The sequence below is a fragment of the Flavobacterium sp. J372 genome (assembly GCF_024699965.1).
GTDB lineage: Bacteria > Bacteroidota > Bacteroidia > Flavobacteriales > Flavobacteriaceae > Flavobacterium.
This window is the reverse complement of the sequence record NZ_JAJOMZ010000004.1, coordinates 1,676,920-1,691,609: the sequence shown is the minus strand read 5'-3', so window position 1 is coordinate 1,691,609 and position 14,690 is coordinate 1,676,920. Positions and strand designations below refer to the sequence as shown.

At 41.9% G+C, this 14,690-nt stretch carries 17 protein-coding genes and 2 pseudogenes; 17 read left to right on the top strand and 2 right to left on the bottom strand.

Annotated features, from left to right (window positions below):
• The first annotated feature begins 9 nt into the window (after positions 1-9).
• The 13 genes and pseudogenes from LRS05_RS08355 to LRS05_RS08290 all read left to right on the top strand — a co-directional run bounded on the left by LRS05_RS08355 (position 10) and on the right by LRS05_RS08290 (position 11,718).
• Positions 10-924, top strand: a complete 915-nt coding sequence (locus tag LRS05_RS08355) for a glycosyltransferase family 2 protein (RefSeq protein ID WP_257867899.1) — start codon at positions 10-12, stop codon at positions 922-924.
• Between the two features lie 87 nt (positions 925-1,011).
• A pseudogene (locus LRS05_RS08350) lies at positions 1,012-1,403 on the top strand (FdtA/QdtA family cupin domain-containing protein).
• Between the two features lie 6 nt (positions 1,404-1,409).
• The gene (locus LRS05_RS08340; protein ID WP_257867896.1) at positions 1,410-2,375 is read left to right on the top strand and encodes a GNAT family N-acetyltransferase; all 966 of its coding nucleotides are present in this window, start codon (positions 1,410-1,412) and stop codon (positions 2,373-2,375) included.
• 5 nt (positions 2,376-2,380) lie between these two features.
• Positions 2,381-3,067, top strand: a complete 687-nt coding sequence (locus LRS05_RS08335) for an acetyltransferase (protein ID WP_257867895.1) — start codon at positions 2,381-2,383, stop codon at positions 3,065-3,067.
• A gap of 2 nt (positions 3,068-3,069) precedes the next feature.
• Entirely contained in the window at positions 3,070-3,984 is a 915-nt protein-coding gene (locus LRS05_RS08330; RefSeq protein WP_257867894.1) for a hypothetical protein, read from the top strand.
• 5 nt (positions 3,985-3,989) lie between these two features.
• Positions 3,990-5,087, top strand: coding sequence for a DegT/DnrJ/EryC1/StrS aminotransferase family protein (locus LRS05_RS08325; protein ID WP_257867893.1), 1,098 nt, complete (start codon positions 3,990-3,992; stop codon positions 5,085-5,087).
• Position 5,088: 1 nt separating this feature from the next.
• The gene (locus tag LRS05_RS08320) at positions 5,089-6,000 is read left to right on the top strand and encodes a glycosyltransferase family 2 protein (protein WP_257867892.1); all 912 of its coding nucleotides are present in this window, start codon (positions 5,089-5,091) and stop codon (positions 5,998-6,000) included.
• A 3-nt stretch (positions 6,001-6,003) separates the two neighbouring features.
• On the top strand, positions 6,004-6,573 hold the full coding sequence (locus LRS05_RS08315) for an L-threonylcarbamoyladenylate synthase (RefSeq protein ID WP_257867891.1): 570 nt from the start codon (positions 6,004-6,006) through the stop codon (positions 6,571-6,573).
• Entirely contained in the window at positions 6,573-8,018 is a 1,446-nt protein-coding gene (locus LRS05_RS08310; protein WP_257867890.1) for a CCA tRNA nucleotidyltransferase, read from the top strand. Before LRS05_RS08315 ends, LRS05_RS08310 begins: the two co-directional genes overlap by 1 nt.
• Before the next feature lie 85 nt (positions 8,019-8,103).
• Complete coding sequence (locus LRS05_RS08305; protein ID WP_257867889.1) at positions 8,104-9,138, top strand: heme A synthase; 1,035 nt, start codon at positions 8,104-8,106, stop codon at positions 9,136-9,138.
• A 75-nt stretch (positions 9,139-9,213) separates the two neighbouring features.
• The gene (locus LRS05_RS08300; RefSeq protein ID WP_257867888.1) at positions 9,214-9,396 is read left to right on the top strand and encodes a CsbD family protein; all 183 of its coding nucleotides are present in this window, start codon (positions 9,214-9,216) and stop codon (positions 9,394-9,396) included.
• Between the two features lie 176 nt (positions 9,397-9,572).
• Positions 9,573-10,916 carry a T9SS type A sorting domain-containing protein gene (locus LRS05_RS08295; protein WP_257867887.1) on the top strand — a complete coding sequence of 448 codons (1,344 nt, stop codon included), beginning with the start codon at positions 9,573-9,575 and terminating at the stop codon, positions 10,914-10,916.
• Between the two features lie 40 nt (positions 10,917-10,956).
• Positions 10,957-11,718 carry an alpha/beta hydrolase gene (locus tag LRS05_RS08290; protein WP_257869254.1) on the top strand — a complete coding sequence of 254 codons (762 nt, stop codon included), beginning with the start codon at positions 10,957-10,959 and terminating at the stop codon, positions 11,716-11,718.
• Here the strand turns inward: LRS05_RS08290 and LRS05_RS08285 are convergent.
• Positions 11,715-12,116, bottom strand: a complete 402-nt coding sequence (locus LRS05_RS08285) for a TerB family tellurite resistance protein (protein WP_257867886.1) — start codon at positions 12,114-12,116, stop codon at positions 11,715-11,717. The two genes, LRS05_RS08290 and LRS05_RS08285, sit on opposite strands and share 4 nt — an antisense overlap.
• Before the next feature lie 44 nt (positions 12,117-12,160).
• On the opposite strand from LRS05_RS08285, the gene LRS05_RS08280 reads away from it, so the two are divergent.
• The gene (locus LRS05_RS08280) at positions 12,161-12,958 is read left to right on the top strand and encodes an alpha/beta hydrolase (RefSeq protein WP_257867885.1); all 798 of its coding nucleotides are present in this window, start codon (positions 12,161-12,163) and stop codon (positions 12,956-12,958) included.
• A 103-nt stretch (positions 12,959-13,061) separates the two neighbouring features.
• On the opposite strand, the gene LRS05_RS08275 is transcribed toward LRS05_RS08280, so the two are convergent.
• The gene (locus LRS05_RS08275; protein WP_257867884.1) at positions 13,062-13,385 is read right to left on the bottom strand and encodes a transposase; all 324 of its coding nucleotides are present in this window, start codon (positions 13,383-13,385) and stop codon (positions 13,062-13,064) included.
• Here LRS05_RS08275 and LRS05_RS08270 point away from each other — a divergent pair.
• The 3 genes and pseudogenes from LRS05_RS08270 to LRS05_RS08260 all read left to right on the top strand — a co-directional run bounded on the left by LRS05_RS08270 (position 13,359) and on the right by LRS05_RS08260 (position 14,675).
• Positions 13,359-13,598, top strand: coding sequence for a hypothetical protein (locus tag LRS05_RS08270; RefSeq protein ID WP_257869292.1), 240 nt, complete (start codon positions 13,359-13,361; stop codon positions 13,596-13,598). The two genes, LRS05_RS08275 and LRS05_RS08270, sit on opposite strands and share 27 nt — an antisense overlap.
• A gap of 122 nt (positions 13,599-13,720) precedes the next feature.
• Positions 13,721-14,136 (top strand): annotated as a pseudogene (locus tag LRS05_RS08265) (DUF1456 family protein).
• Positions 14,137-14,138: 2 nt separating this feature from the next.
• Positions 14,139-14,675, top strand: coding sequence for a DUF4269 domain-containing protein (locus LRS05_RS08260; RefSeq protein WP_257867883.1), 537 nt, complete (start codon positions 14,139-14,141; stop codon positions 14,673-14,675).
• Positions 14,676-14,690 lie beyond the last annotated feature (15 nt).

The following is a 14,690-nucleotide window of genomic DNA, read 5'->3' as shown; positions in this document are numbered from 1 at the left end:
TATCTCTTCATGAAGTACACGAAAGATGTATCGGTAATCATCATCAATTACAATTCATCAGCCTATACTTTAGACTGTATAGCCTCTGTGCTTGAAAAGACAAGTCCGTCAATATCGTTGGAAATCATAGTTGTAGATAACAATTCAAAGCAGGAAGAATTTGCAGCTCTCGAGGCAGGCCTGCCTTTGAGAGAGAATATTACACTGGTTAGCAGCAGGATAAATACCGGGTTTGGGGGCGGTAATATGTTCGGTGCCCAGTTTGCTTCAGGCGAATATTTGCTGTTTCTGAACAATGATACGCTTTTGATGAACGATTGCATTGGAATGCATGTTGAGTTTCATAGGAATAACCCAAAAGCTGGGGTAACCAGTGCACAGAACTATGACCAGCATGGTAAGTTTGTACCGTCATTTGACCATAACAAAGGCTTACGTAAGCTTTTATTTGGGCGCAGCTTTCTGGAGAAAAACTATGCCGAAACACACCCAAAACGTAAAAAAGAGCATACAGATGTTATTGAGCCGCACTTTATAAACGGTGCCTTTATGTTTTTTAAATCATCGATTTTTGGTGAAATTGGCGGTTTTGACACCAATATCTTCCTCTATTTTGAAGAGATGGATATAAGCCACCGCCTGCGCCAAAAAGGTTACACAACATTTTTGCTTCCGCAGACGAAAATTGTGCACTACCAGGGGGGCAGCTCTGCAAAAAACAGGCCTATAGACCGCGAAGGGCTTATATCTTACCTGTACATCATTAAAAAGAATTACCCTTACCTGAAATATCTTGCCATAAAATACTATCTTTTCTTTACGTTTTTGATAAAGCCTAAGAAATGGGACTCACTTGGGATAGTCTTCCGTAGCGTGTGCCTTGATGAGTCGCTAAAACAGAAGCAAAGCTACCGGCATGGGTAATGGTTTGTTGACGAAGCCGCGCTTAATAAAAATAATGTAAATTTGCATTGCAGGTGCATTTCCTGAACTTATAATATAACCAGCCGCATGGAGCAGCAGAGACCCCACATAATACATTTCCCTAAAATTGGCGAACCGTCTATAGGCTACATATCTATTGCCGAAAAAGAAAACCTGCCATTTACACCCAAACGTATTTACTGGACCTATTTTACTCCTGAAAGTGTTGAAAGGGGCATGCACTCGCACTATGAGCTGGAGCAGATACTTGTAGCTGTTTCAGGCAAGATTATCATCACTACCGAGTTTACAGACGGCTATAAAAAGAATGGGTACTTGACTCGCCCGACAAAGGCCTTTTTATACCAAAAATGTGCTGGAGGCAAATGAAGTATACCCACAACGCGGTGCAAATGTGTATTGCCAGCATGGAGTATGATGAGAAAGATTACATAAGGAATTATGCTGATTTTAAATAACATGCCTTGGAAGTAGTACAATACACCGAGAGCCACAGGGATGAATGGGAAGCGTTTGTGAACTCTGCCATTAATGGTAATTTCCTTCACACACGGGCTTTTTACGATCAGAACATCCAAAACGCCGCAGATGATGCTTCACTCCTCTTTTATCGTAAAGGTAAGCTTGCAGCTGTGCTGCCGGCTGTACTATATAAAACTGACGAGAAAATTATACTGAACTCGCATTTGCGCAGCACTTATGGCGGTTATATCATTTCACGAAAAATGGGAATGACAGATGCTGTTGAAATGGTAAACGCAACACTTGATTTCGCGCGCACTAAAAATGTTAACGAAATCATAATTCGCAACCCTTTCCGCATCTTATATGATACTATAAGTGATGAAAGCGACTATGCAATGTGGCGCTGCGGCTTCAAAATAAAATACCGTGAGGTTGAAACCTATATTGACCTTCGCCCCTCACTTGAAGAAATTAAAAAGGAGTTTGACAAAGGCACAAAATACAATACCATAAAAGCCTGGAAGACAATTACCGTAAAAGAATCAGAAGACTTTAAAGGCTTTTGGGACATGCTCACGGAAAACTTACAGTCTAAATTTGGTAAAGCTCCGGTGCATACAGCTGGGCAGATAGTTGCACTTCGGGATGCCGTTGGCAAAGACAACATCAAACTTATAGGGGCATATCTCAATGATAAACTTATTGGCGGATGTGTGCTTTTTGTATTTAAAAATGCGCTGCATGCACAATATATTGCCCAGGACAATGCCTACCAGGAACACCGCTGCGTTAATGCTGTAACCGATTATATAATTGAATGGGGTAAAACGCAGGGCTATAATTATTTTAACCTTGGTACCGGGAATGATAAGCAGGGAATGTTTATCAATGAAGGGCTTACACACTTTAAAGAAAGCTTTGGCGGGCGTGGCGTATTGCGCGAAACCATGCATATAGAACTTTAAGATTAATGGAAAAGACAAAAAAACTAATCATAATAGGTACCGGCGAAACGGCTGAAATTGCCTGTGAATATTTCACGTATGATTCTGCTTATGAAGTTGTTGGCTTCAGCGTAAGCAGGCAATATTTAAAGGAGCCTGAATTCTACGGGCTTCCAGTGTATGAGTTTGAAACACTTGAGGAAAAATTCTCACCTTCAGAATATGAAGTTTATGTTGCTATATCTTACGTAAAACTGAACCGGGCACGGGCAAACATGTATAACCAGGCTAAGGCAAAAGGGTATACCTGTGCAACTTATGTAAGTTCAAGGGCTTTTGTATGGCGCAACGTACAGCTGGGTGAAAATGTTTTCATCTTTGAAAATAACGTTTTACAGCACCATGTAAAAGTTGGCAATAATGTAATTTTATGGTCGGGTAACCACGTTGGGCACCGTACAGTGATAAAAGACCATGTATATCTTTCGTCACACGTAGTGATTTCAGGTTTTTGCGAAATCGGTGAATATTCATTCCTCGGAGTTAACAGCACCTTTAATGACAACATAAAGCTTGGTAAAGACAATATTGTGGGCAGCGGTGCGCTGATTGTGAAAAACACTGAAGATGCCAGCCTAATGATAGGGTCACCGGCAAAACCTGCCGCAAAAACAAGCTACGAAGCGTTTAATGTATCTGCAGAAGAAATATAATCATGAAGTTTACAAAAAAAGGACTGATATACAACCCCGTAAAGCTCGACGATTGGAGGGATAATACCTTCATCACTCCTACCCCATTTTTGCTGAATGATGATGTAATACGCGTATATGGCGGATTTCGTGATGCTACCGGAGCCAGCCGTATTGGGTATATTGATGTTTCGGCATCAAACCCTTCAGAAATTCTGGCAGTTTCAGATAAGCCTGTGCTTGACATAGGCGAAGGAGGCATGTTTGATGATAATGGCGTGATACTGGGTTCTATAATTCGTGATGGAGATGCAATACGTATGTACTATGTAGGTTTCCAGGCTATTAAAAAAGCAAAATTCCTAGCGTTCTCCGGACTGGCCGAAAGCACTGACGGAGGTAATACATTCCAACGTAAACTGGTGACGCCGATACTTGACAGGTATGACAATGAGCGATACATCAGAGCTATACATACCGTGATTAAGGAAGATGGCAAGTACAAAATATGGTATAGCCAGGGCGAAGGCTGGGAATATATCAATGGCATACCTTACCCGAAATATGATATAATGTATACTGAGTCTGAAGACGGGATAAATATATCTAATGACATGCGGATAAGCTGTGTTAAGAATGAAGGTACGGAATACCGCATAGGCAGGCCTACTGTATTTAAGGAAGATGGCATTTACAAGATGTTTTACACACGCGATAACCTCGCAAAAGAATACAGGGCGGGCTATGCAGAATCTGCAGATGGTGTAAACTGGGTGCGAAAAGATGATAAGTTCACGCTTGAACTTTCAGCTGAAGGCTGGGATTCTGAAACCGTATGTTACCCGGTGCCTGTTGAGGCCAAAGGCAAAAAATATGTATTTTATTCCGGAAACGGTATGGGCGCTAGCGGCGTGGGCTATGCTATAATGGAAAGCTAAGATTTATGGAAGTAAAATTTTTAGACCTGCATAAGATAAATATGCAGCATCAGCAGGAGATAGAAGAACGACTTTTAAAAACCTTCCGCAGCGGCTGGTATCTACTGGGCAATGAAACTAAAACCTTTGAGCAAAATCTTTCTGCTTACATAGGTACCAAACATGCAATAGGCGTAGCTAACGGCCTTGACGCACTGAGGCTTATACTTAAAGCCTATATAGAATTAGGTATTATGCAGGAAGGTGATGAAGTTATTGTGCCTGCCAATACCTATATTGCTTCTGTACTTGCAATAACTGATAATGGGCTGAAGCCGGTTTTTGTTGAGCCGGACATCAGCACATATAATATTGATATTTCAGCAATAGAAGCTGCAATCACGAACCGTACAAAAGCTATAATGATTGTACACCTTTACGGGCGTGTGGTATTTTCTGAGGATTTGAAAAAAATTGCGCAACAACGCAATTTGAAAATAATTGAGGACAATGCACAGGCAATCGGGGCGGTATGGAACGGCATAAAGACGGGAAACCTTGGCGATGCAGCGGGTTATAGTTTTTATCCGGGCAAGAATTTAGGTGCGCTAGGAGACGGCGGTGCAGTAACTACAAATGATGATGCACTGGCTAAAGCTGTACGGGCCATCGCCAACTACGGTTCAGAAGTAAAATATACTAACAAATACAAGGGTCTTAATTCAAGGCTTGATGAATTGCAGGCTGCAGCGCTGGACGTAAAGCTGAAATACATTGATACTGAAAATCAACGCAGGAGAGAAATTGCTGCGGCTTACATTACGGGTATTGCCAATTCAAAATTAATCCTTCCTGAAAACCCGGGTGATGAACATGTATGGCATTTGTTTGTTGTGCGGACTGATAATCGTGACGGACTTCAAAATTACCTGACTAGCAACAATATACATACCCAGATACATTACCCAACCCCGCCACATAAGCAGGAGGCTTACAGTGAGTATAGCCATCTGAGCTTACCGATTACAGAGAAAATTCATAATGAGGTGCTCAGTCTGCCTATAAGCCCTGTGATGACCAATAATGAAGTACAATATGTTATTGATACTGTAAATAAATACTAAAATGGCAGGCAAAATTTCTGTAACGCTGGCGCTGCTTGCCATGAACCACGAAAAGTACATTTTGCAGGCATGCGAAAGTATTGCTGCCCAGACATATAAGGATTTTGAAGTAGTTTTTCTTGATAACAACTCAACCGACCGCACTTTTGAAATTGCTGATGAGTATTTTAAAACTTCAGGAATTAAGTATCGCGGTTACAAAAACGATGTTAACAAAAATGTTTCGCAGAATCTGAATATACTGGTTGACCGTGCAGAAACGGACTACATTACTTTCCTTTCGGGTGACGACTGGTATACTGAGGATAACATGCAGAAGAAGATTGACTTCATGTTACAGACAGGTGCCGATGTTGTATTTACCGATGGTTACAAATACCTTCAGGATACTGGTGAAACTGTTGCCTTATACGACCCCCGCAATAAGAAAAAAGCAATCAATCTCGCTAACTACTTTAATGAAGCCATAACAGGCAACTTCCTGTATGCTATTGGTTTTATGACGAGTCGCAAAATACTTTCTGACCTGAAATTTGATGAGAACATCATGATGGAAGACTGGGATATCTGCCTGCGCCTGGCTTACAACGGGCACAAAATGGCATTTCTTAACGAGCCGCTGTTTTACTACAGGGTGATGTTGACCAGCCTTTCAAACAATAAAGAAGTGATGCATAAAGACTATGCTGTTGTCATCAACAAATTTATTGACCATATCAACAGCGACAAGGTATTGAGCAAAAAATATTGGCTGAGGCAATACAAAAGCAGGATACGCGAGCTGGAAAAAATTCAGGATAAAAGTAAAGCCGAGCTGCAGGAATACGCTGAAAACAAACAAAAGTACGCAGCGCTTAAATATCCGTTTCCAATAAATAAGATAATTGCGTCATATTGGTCGCTAAAGAAGTAAGCCATGGATAACATTAATGAAGAAGTACACAACGCATTTGAGGCCATAAAGAACGGAGGGATCATACTCTACCCTACTGATACCGTTTGGGGCATTGGCTGTGATGCCACCAATCCTGATGCCGTTAAAAAAATTTATGAGCTGAAGCAGCGTGAGGAAACCAAGAGTATGATAGTACTCATGAACGGCGACCGCATGGTGCATAACGTTTTCAATAATATACCTGAAGTGGCCTGGCAAATTCTCGACCTTAGCGATAAGCCCACAACGTTAGTTCTTGACAATCCGCGTAATGTAGCGCCAAACCTCATCGCTCCGGATAAAACACTGGGTATGCGCCTTGTAAAAGAACCTTTTTGCTACAAATTGATGGAGCGTATGAAGAAACCGTTGGTCTCAACTTCGGCTAATATAAGCGGTATGCCTACACCAAGTTCATTCAAAGAAATTGACCATCATATTTTGGACGGCGTAGACTATGTTGTAAATTTGCATCACGATAAAATTGCCGCAAAACCAAGTACCATCATCAAGATCGGGAATGATTTGCAGGTAAAAGTGATACGACCTTAATGAAAGACAATCCTTCATATAAAGAAGCCCTACAACACCCTGTTTTCAGCATCACATCGCAGGCCGCCGCACAGCTCGATGTTAAGAGTTATGTCATTGGCGGTTATGTGAGAGATTTTCTTCTTGACCGCGGACTTAAGAAAGATATTGACATTGTTGCCGTTGGCAGCGGGATAGATTTGGCGCAGAAAGTATCTTCCCTCCTACCAAAAAAACCCAAAGTTCAGGTATTCAAAAATTACGGTACAGCCATGCTGCATTTTGATGAAGCAGACGGCAGTAAGATTGACGTAGAGTTTGTTGGCGCGAGAAAGGAATCATACCAATGGGAAAGCCGTAAGCCGCATGTAGAAACCGGTACGCTGGAAGACGACCAGAACAGGCGCGATTTCACCATAAATGCACTGGCGCTGTCGCTGAATGAAGATGATTTCGGGACGTTGGTTGACCCGTTTAATGGCGTGGAAGACCTTCAGAATAAAATAATACGTACACCCCTTGACCCGGATATTACGTATAGTGACGATCCGCTCAGGATGATGCGCGCTATACGCTTTGCAACGCAGCTAAATTTCACGATTGAAAAAGAATCACTTAAAGCCATCACTCGAAATAAAGAGCGTATAAGCATTATTTCGGGTGAGCGTATAGTTGATGAACTCAATAAGATATTGATGGCTCCTGTGCCTTCTGTGGGCTTTAAACTGCTGCATGACACAGGATTACTGCACATAATCTTACCTGAGCTTACGGCGCTGCAGGGCGTGCAGGAAGTGGAAGGCCAAACACATAAAGATAATTTTTACCACACGCTTGAAGTGGTGGATAACATTGCCCCTAACACCAATGACGTGTGGCTGAGATGGGCGGCATTGTTGCATGATATTGGCAAGGCGCCTACTAAAAAATTCAGTAAAAAAGTGGGCTGGACATTTCATGGTCATGAGTTTGTAGGCAGCAAAATGGTAAAGAAACTGTTTGAAAGGCTGCACATGCCGCTGAACCAAAAACTGAAGTTCGTCTCTAAAATGGTGATGCTGAGCTCAAGGCCTATTGTTCTTGCTCAGGATGAAGTAACCGATTCTGCCGTACGCCGCCTGATATTTGACGCGGGGGAAGATGTAGAAAACCTGATGACGCTTTGCGAGGCCGACATTACCACCAAAAACGCCACCAAGTTCAGGAAGTACCATAACAACTTTAAAATTGTACGCCAAAAAATAGTGGAAGTTGAAGAGCGCGACCATGTGCGCAACTTCCAGCCGCCGATTACAGGAGAAGAGATTATGGAGATCTTCAACCTTAAGCCATCGCGGGAGATAGGGATATTGAAGGAGGCAATTAAGGAGGCAATTTTGGAAGGGGAAATTCCGAATGAATATCAGGCAGCACACGATTTTATGATGATGCGGGCTAAGAAATTGGGACTTGAAATAACTAAGTAGTAAACCTGCAAGGTTTTTGAGACCTTGTAGGTTTTAAATTATACACCTACAAGGTTTTAAACCTTGCAGGAGCAAAACAAACACAATGAAAATCAATTTTACAAAGATTACGAAGGTTGCTCTTGTACTGGTTTATCTGGTTATTGTGGCAGGAGCCCTTGTACGTATGACAGGCAGCGGAATGGGCTGTCCTGACTGGCCGAGGTGTTTTGGGTATTACATTCCCCCTACCGATATTAAAGAGTTGATGTGGACTCCCAACCATACCTTTGAGAAAGGGCAGGTTATCATCAAAGATGAAAAATTGTGGGTAGCAAAAGAAACCTTTACTACCGGGACACAATATGATGCAGCCAATTGGCAGGAATACACTAAGCATGACTATGCCGAGTTTAACCCCGTACATACATGGGTAGAATACGTTAACAGGCTTGTGGGAGCATTGGCGGGCCTTGCCGTTTTTATAATGGCTGTGGCATCTTTTAAATTCTGGCGGACGAAGAGCAGCATCATACTGTTGTCATGGCTTACAGTATTTCTTATGGGTTTCCAGGCATGGCTTGGCAAAACCGTGGTTGACAGTGTACTCAGTCCGGTTAAAATTACCACCCATATGGTAGTAGCCCTTATAATCGTTGCGATTATCTTATACATTCTGCATTTGGCAAAACCGACTAAAGTAGCATTTAAACATGACAAAATGTTTAAAATTATGCTTTGGGCTGCATTATTTCTAACACTGATACAGGTGGTTCTGGGTACGCAGGTGCGCCAGTTTGTAGATGAGCGCGTAAAAATGCTTGGCTACGAAAACATGCACCTAATACTTGATAATCCGCTGGTAACGTTCTATTTCCACCGGACATTTTCTTTTGTGTTATTCTTTTCTAATCTTTACCTATACCTCCGTAACAAAAGACTCGGACTTGGCTTTGCCAAAACAGGCTGGGTCATGGTGCTATTACTAATAGAGATTGCATCAGGTATTGCAATGTATTATGCTGATTTTCCGTTCGGGATGCAAAGTACGCACCTTGTGGCGGCATCATTGCTGTTTGGGGTACAGTTTTATATGATACTGGAAAGCAGAAGGAAACAATTAGATTCAGAAAACTTTTAGCAAACCTTTATAATTCCTTTACCAACTATTTGGCAAAATGCGGTGTAATTTTACAATAAACAAAAACACTAAGTCATGCCAAATTCAACAGAAATCCAGGGAGGCTGGGACGAATTCAAAGGAAAACTAAAACAGAGATATGCCGAACTTACAGATGATGATCTGACTTATGAGGAAGGCAAAGACGACGAAATGTGGGGCCGTCTTGAACAGAAGCTGGGCAAAGCGAAGAAAGAAATACTTTCGTTATTCCAATAGCCCATTCCTTCAGGAAATTTTAACCACATTCCCGAAACTGTTCTGTGAGCACACTGTGTTTGCCGAACAGTTTTTTTTATACCCACCCTTTAATATTAAACACAACCTGTCTGAAATTTAACATAATAGCACCAATGAGTTTAAAAAATTAATACATTTACTCAAAAAAAGCTATTATGGGAAAAATTTACTTATTGCCAGTCTTATTGGTACCCCTCTCGGCTATTTGCCAGTTTGGCCAGCCACAGTTTATTGATGCAGCCGGCAGCGCTAATTCTATAAGCCAATACATAAAAACAGGTGATTTTGATGCAAACGGCACAAAAGATATTATTGTAGGCAATGACATTACAAGTAAGATAAGGGTTTATAGTAATAACGGAAACCTGAATTTTTTGGTTGTAGGTAATGTTGCCGATACCTGGCAAAGTTTAAAAACAATGGACATGGCCGATTTTAACGGAGATGGTACGCCTGACATTGTAGTTGTAGAGGCAGGTTCACAACAAACAATTTCATGGCACGCAAATATTAATGGATCGTACCAGCAAAAAACGCTTATAAAGTCGGGGCTTACTTTTGTTTTGGGCCGGGTCCTGGCACATGATTTCAACGGTGACGGAAAAGCTGATATAATTTTGCTGAACCATAATAACATATTGCTTTTTACCAATATGGGCGGAGGCAGCTTTTCAGCGGGAGAAAATGTAATACTCCCCGATGATGAAACCGAATTTTATGATTTGATACTGGGTGATTTCAACAATGACAGTTTTAAAGATTTTGCAATTGCTACAGGCGGGTTTGAAATATACCTGAATAACGGAAATGCACAGTTTACCAGAGTTGACGGCGTTAATGATACTGTAACCATGTTAATGGGTGCGGGCGATTTTAATAATGACGGGCTTGATGATATAACTTTTAAAGCTGTTAGTATGAAAGGGTGGAAAAATTCAGCCTCTCCCAACTTTACTGCCAGCATCATCACTTCAGCAGGCCAGGGTGCAAAATCTTACCACTGTGCCGATCTTGACGGTGATAATTATGACGATATACTTACGCAGGATAATCAATTTGGTACAGTATCGTGGTATAAGAGCAACGGTGACGGAACATTTGCTGCAAAACAGGATATTTATGTAAATACAGGCGGGGTAATACCTACCGCCGTATATGCTGATGACCTGGATGGTGACGGTGACAATGAAGTGATTTGGACTACCGGTAACGGGATTGTGGCTGTGCACAACAATAATACAGTATTGTCACATAGTGATAAAACCACCCAAAAACTGAGCATCTACCCAAACCCTGCCGGAGAATTTCTATACATTTCAGCAGGCAGTTCTTTACAATCTGTTAGCGTTTATAATATGCTGGGGCAAAAAGTCTTATCAGCATCAACGCAAGAAATAAATGACGGAGCCATAAGGGTTGATGGTTTGCAGGCCGGTTCTTACATGGTTGTGGCTAATAATGGCAAGGCCGTTACAAACCTTAAATTTATTAAGTCATAAATTTTCATTAAACAGGTAAGCCAATCGTACTGAAAACAGTATTTTCAGCCCTAAGAAATCTAACGCAAAAGATAAGGGAGCTGTAACTGAATTCATCATTGAAGCGCCGCAGCTCGGCCGCGAAAAAACCATTTGGGTATACCTGCCTCATAATTATGATGAGAAAGAAAGATTCCCGGTGATTTATATGCACGACGGGCAGAATGTTTTTGACCATGCCGAATCACTGAAACGGGAGTGGCACCTTGAAGAAAAGCTGAACGACCTGCACAGCGAAGCCATAATTGTTGGCATTGAGCATGGAGGCGACAAGCACCGCATTGATGAGATGACGCCCTACCCCAACGACACTCATGGCGGCGGCCATGCCGATGATTATCTTGATTTTATCATCAATACCCTGAAACCATATGTGGATGAAAACTTTAAAACGCTTACAAATAAAGAAAATACGACCATTTTCGGTAGCTCGGTTGGCGGATTGATTTCATTTTATGCACTACTCAAACATCCTGAAGTGTTCGGAAACGCGGGAGTGTTTTCGCCATCATTCTGGTTTAGCGATGATATTTACCGCCTGATTGAGAGGGTTGAGAAGATTGACGGACGCGTATACTTTATGGCCGGTGATCACGAGAGTCAGGCAATGATTCCGGACCTTGAGAAAATGGAGGAGCTGGTGATGGGCAGAGTTGACGACCCAAAGCAAATACATAAAAAAATTGTGCATAACGGCCACCACAACGAAAAGCTTTGGCGCACCCAGTTTAAAGATGCTTACCTGTGGCTTTTGGGTGATTAGTTATGCTGCGCCCTGAAAAGCGCCAGCAGCATTTCAGGATCTATCAGGCCGGTTGGTGAGCGTTCCATTTCTGTAAGCACACTTTTCATGGCAAATGGGCTCAGCCCCATGTTTACGCCCATTTCGCGTATGGCTACCTGTTCATTGTCGTGCAACACGCCATCGGCATGCATAAGCAGCGCCAGCCTGTAAAACTGCAGTATGCGCTGATGCTCGCTTTTCGGGATAACCTTTTCTGCTTTATGGTCAAACAGGCTCAGAAAGATATCTTTCTCAACTTTAAGCTGAGATGCCACGATAGAGAGGAACTGGAACTCGCGCTCGTGCACTTGCCCGTCAATCATTGCAAAAGATATCATCTCGCTTAGTAAGCTCAGTTTTTCTTCGTAGCTGCCCATAGATTTACTATTTTTAGCTAATATATTATTTTCTGCTGAAAAACATGATACGGCTTTTTACAATCTTAACGGCATTGCTTACAGTATTTGCCCTACGGTCACAGGAAAATACCATTTCTAAAAACGTGTCATCTCTCACACTGAACTCTCCTCAACTGGGCAAAGACAAGAAAATATGGCTGTACCTCCCGCATGACTACGCAGCTTCAGGGAAATCATATCCTGTAATTTATATGCACGACGGGCAGAATCTTTTTGATGCGAAAACATCAGCTTTTGGTGAGTGGGATGCCGACCGTGTGCTTGACAGCCTGAACGCCGATGTTATTGTTGTAGGCATAGAGCACGGCGGCGATAAACGCATTGATGAGCTCACTCCCTACCCACACCCAAAATATGGAGGCGGCGGTGCAGATGTATACCTGGACTTCATTGTAAAGACTGTAAAACCATATATAGACAAAAATTACAGGACAAAGGGAAACAGGAAAAACACAATCATTTGGGGTAGCTCACTTGGCGGGCTGACGTCTTACTACGCACTACTGAAATACCCTGACGTTTTTGGCATGGCGGGGGTGTTCTCACCATCTTTCTGGTTTACTGATGATATTTATAAACTGACGGAAAGCACTCCGAAAATAAAAAGGAAGATTTATTTTATGGCGGGCGAGAGCGAGAGCGAAGATATGGTGCCGGACCTGCTGAAAATGCAAAAGCTGCTACAGGATAAAAACAATCCGCCGAAGATGGAACTTAAAATCATTAAAGGAGGCAAACATAATGAAAAGCTATGGCGCAAAGCATTTGCAGAAGCATATTTATGGCTGATAAAGGATTAAACTGTCGCTTTGAACTGTTTTATAAACTCATCATATTCTTCAGCAAAAGTTTTTGTCTTGTGGTGTTCTTCCTGCCTTGCAATATATTGTCGGACTCTATCTATTACAGATGCGGACACTGAAACTGCAAAATAATCATTCTGCCACTCAAACTCTTCATTGCCACAGATTTGTTTTTGTTAATCCAGTGCGAACTTTCTCCTTTAATTAGCTGTACAACTTTGGCTAATGTTTGTTCTGAACCTAACGAGAGTAGTATGTGGCAATGGTCTGAGTAGCCGTTAATTTGGTCTATAAAAATGCCCTTGCTCCGAGCATTCTCAAAAATATGTTTCCATACCTGTCGCCGGACTTCGGGAGTTTTAAGATATGGATATCTGTTTTTGGTTGAAAAGACTATATGAAGATAAATGTTGATGAAAGGCATAAATTTGATTTGATGCTAAAATATGAATATTTGGCTAAAGCCTATACTCGGGCAATATTTATCCCCTGGCTAAAGCCAGGGGCAATTGATGATAGTAGGGAATTTACAAAAAAATGGGATATCCATATTTATAATCCCTGGTTAAAGCAAGTGATGTCAACAGGAAGCTTAACCAGGAATTTGTATTTAGTTGAGCCCGAGAATCTCAATTGAGTTAATCAAGGGCAAAGGAGTGAAGCTCATCATTTGCCCCTGGCTTCAGCCAAGGGGTGTGCCAAATATCGGGAATCGGCTTTAGCCAAATATAATCCTTACCTTTACTCAAAATTTTGAACATGAACAACAACGATATATTCAAGAAGCTAAGGGTGGCGCTGCAACTGCGCGATGACCAGATTGTAGATATCCTCCAGCTGGTAGATTTCCGCATTTCAAAGGCCGAGCTTGGGGCATTCTTCAGAAATGCTGACCATCCCAATTATATGGAATGCGGCGACCAGGTGCTGCGTAACTTTTTGAACGGGCTGGTTATCCACCTGAGGGGCACGAAGGAAAACCCTAAAAATGCAATGGATGTTATTAAGGCCAACAGTACAGCAATTAAGAAAGCGCCTGCTAAAGATGCAAAGCCCGCACCACTAAAAACTACTGCGGTAAAAAGAGCCCGGTAAAAAACACCAATTTCAAACCGAAGAAACAGGAACCGATTGTAGAGAAAGTACAGTTCAAGAACGGGAAAAACAAAAAATAAGCTTGCACAAGTTTGATACACCTGATTACCTGAAGGACGGTAATCATCGGCAGCGTAAAGCATATGCTGCACTTACAAACTATGTTTTCCCATATCTTGAAAAGTATAAACCTATACTTGCAGGGACAATACCGCTTGAAATTGATATTGAAGAAAGTGACTTGGATGTATTGTGTTACATAACCAACGCTGAGGAGTTTGTTAAGGATCTTCAGGTAAATTTCAGTTCATTAAAACGATTTGAAGTCCGCCAAACGGAAATTGATTCCATCCCGACTGTTATCGCCAATTTTTTCTGCGAAGGTTTTGAGGTAGAAATATTCGGGCAAAACCTGCCGGTGCACCGGCAAAACGGCTACAGGCATATGATTGTTGAAGATGCTATATTACTGCTTGAGGGCGAAACTTTCCGCAATGAAATCATCAGCCTGAAAAAGCAGGGATATAAAACTGAGCCCGCCTTTGCACAATTGCTGGGCCTGGAAGGAAACCCGTATGAAGCCTTGCCGGAATATGGCAAAACACTAAAAATTACCTAACAAACAGATTGTTAG

Bases quoted from the DNA above. Each gene is read 5' to 3' on its own strand.
- LRS05_RS08355 (WP_257867899.1), top strand. From the start codon at position 10: ATGAAGTACACGAAAGATGTATCGGTAATCATCATCAATTACAATTCA.
- LRS05_RS08335 (WP_257867895.1), top strand. From the start codon at position 2,381: ATGGAAAAGACAAAAAAACTAATCATAATAGGTACCGGCGAAACGGCT.
- LRS05_RS08330 (WP_257867894.1), top strand. From the start codon at position 3,070: ATGAAGTTTACAAAAAAAGGACTGATATACAACCCCGTAAAGCTCGAC.
- LRS05_RS08325 (WP_257867893.1), top strand. From the start codon at position 3,990: ATGGAAGTAAAATTTTTAGACCTGCATAAGATAAATATGCAGCATCAG.
- LRS05_RS08320 (WP_257867892.1), top strand. From the start codon at position 5,089: ATGGCAGGCAAAATTTCTGTAACGCTGGCGCTGCTTGCCATGAACCAC.
- LRS05_RS08315 (WP_257867891.1), top strand. From the start codon at position 6,004: ATGGATAACATTAATGAAGAAGTACACAACGCATTTGAGGCCATAAAG.
- LRS05_RS08310 (WP_257867890.1), top strand. From the start codon at position 6,573: ATGAAAGACAATCCTTCATATAAAGAAGCCCTACAACACCCTGTTTTC.
- LRS05_RS08305 (WP_257867889.1), top strand. From the start codon at position 8,104: ATGAAAATCAATTTTACAAAGATTACGAAGGTTGCTCTTGTACTGGTT.
- LRS05_RS08300 (WP_257867888.1), top strand. From the start codon at position 9,214: ATGCCAAATTCAACAGAAATCCAGGGAGGCTGGGACGAATTCAAAGGA.
- LRS05_RS08295 (WP_257867887.1), top strand. From the start codon at position 9,573: ATGGGAAAAATTTACTTATTGCCAGTCTTATTGGTACCCCTCTCGGCT.
- LRS05_RS08285 (WP_257867886.1), bottom strand. From the start codon at position 12,116: ATGGGCAGCTACGAAGAAAAACTGAGCTTACTAAGCGAGATGATATCT.
- LRS05_RS08280 (WP_257867885.1), top strand. From the start codon at position 12,161: ATGATACGGCTTTTTACAATCTTAACGGCATTGCTTACAGTATTTGCC.
- LRS05_RS08270 (WP_257869292.1), top strand. From the start codon at position 13,359: ATGAAGATAAATGTTGATGAAAGGCATAAATTTGATTTGATGCTAAAA.
- LRS05_RS08275 (WP_257867884.1), bottom strand. From the start codon at position 13,385: ATGCCTTTCATCAACATTTATCTTCATATAGTCTTTTCAACCAAAAAC.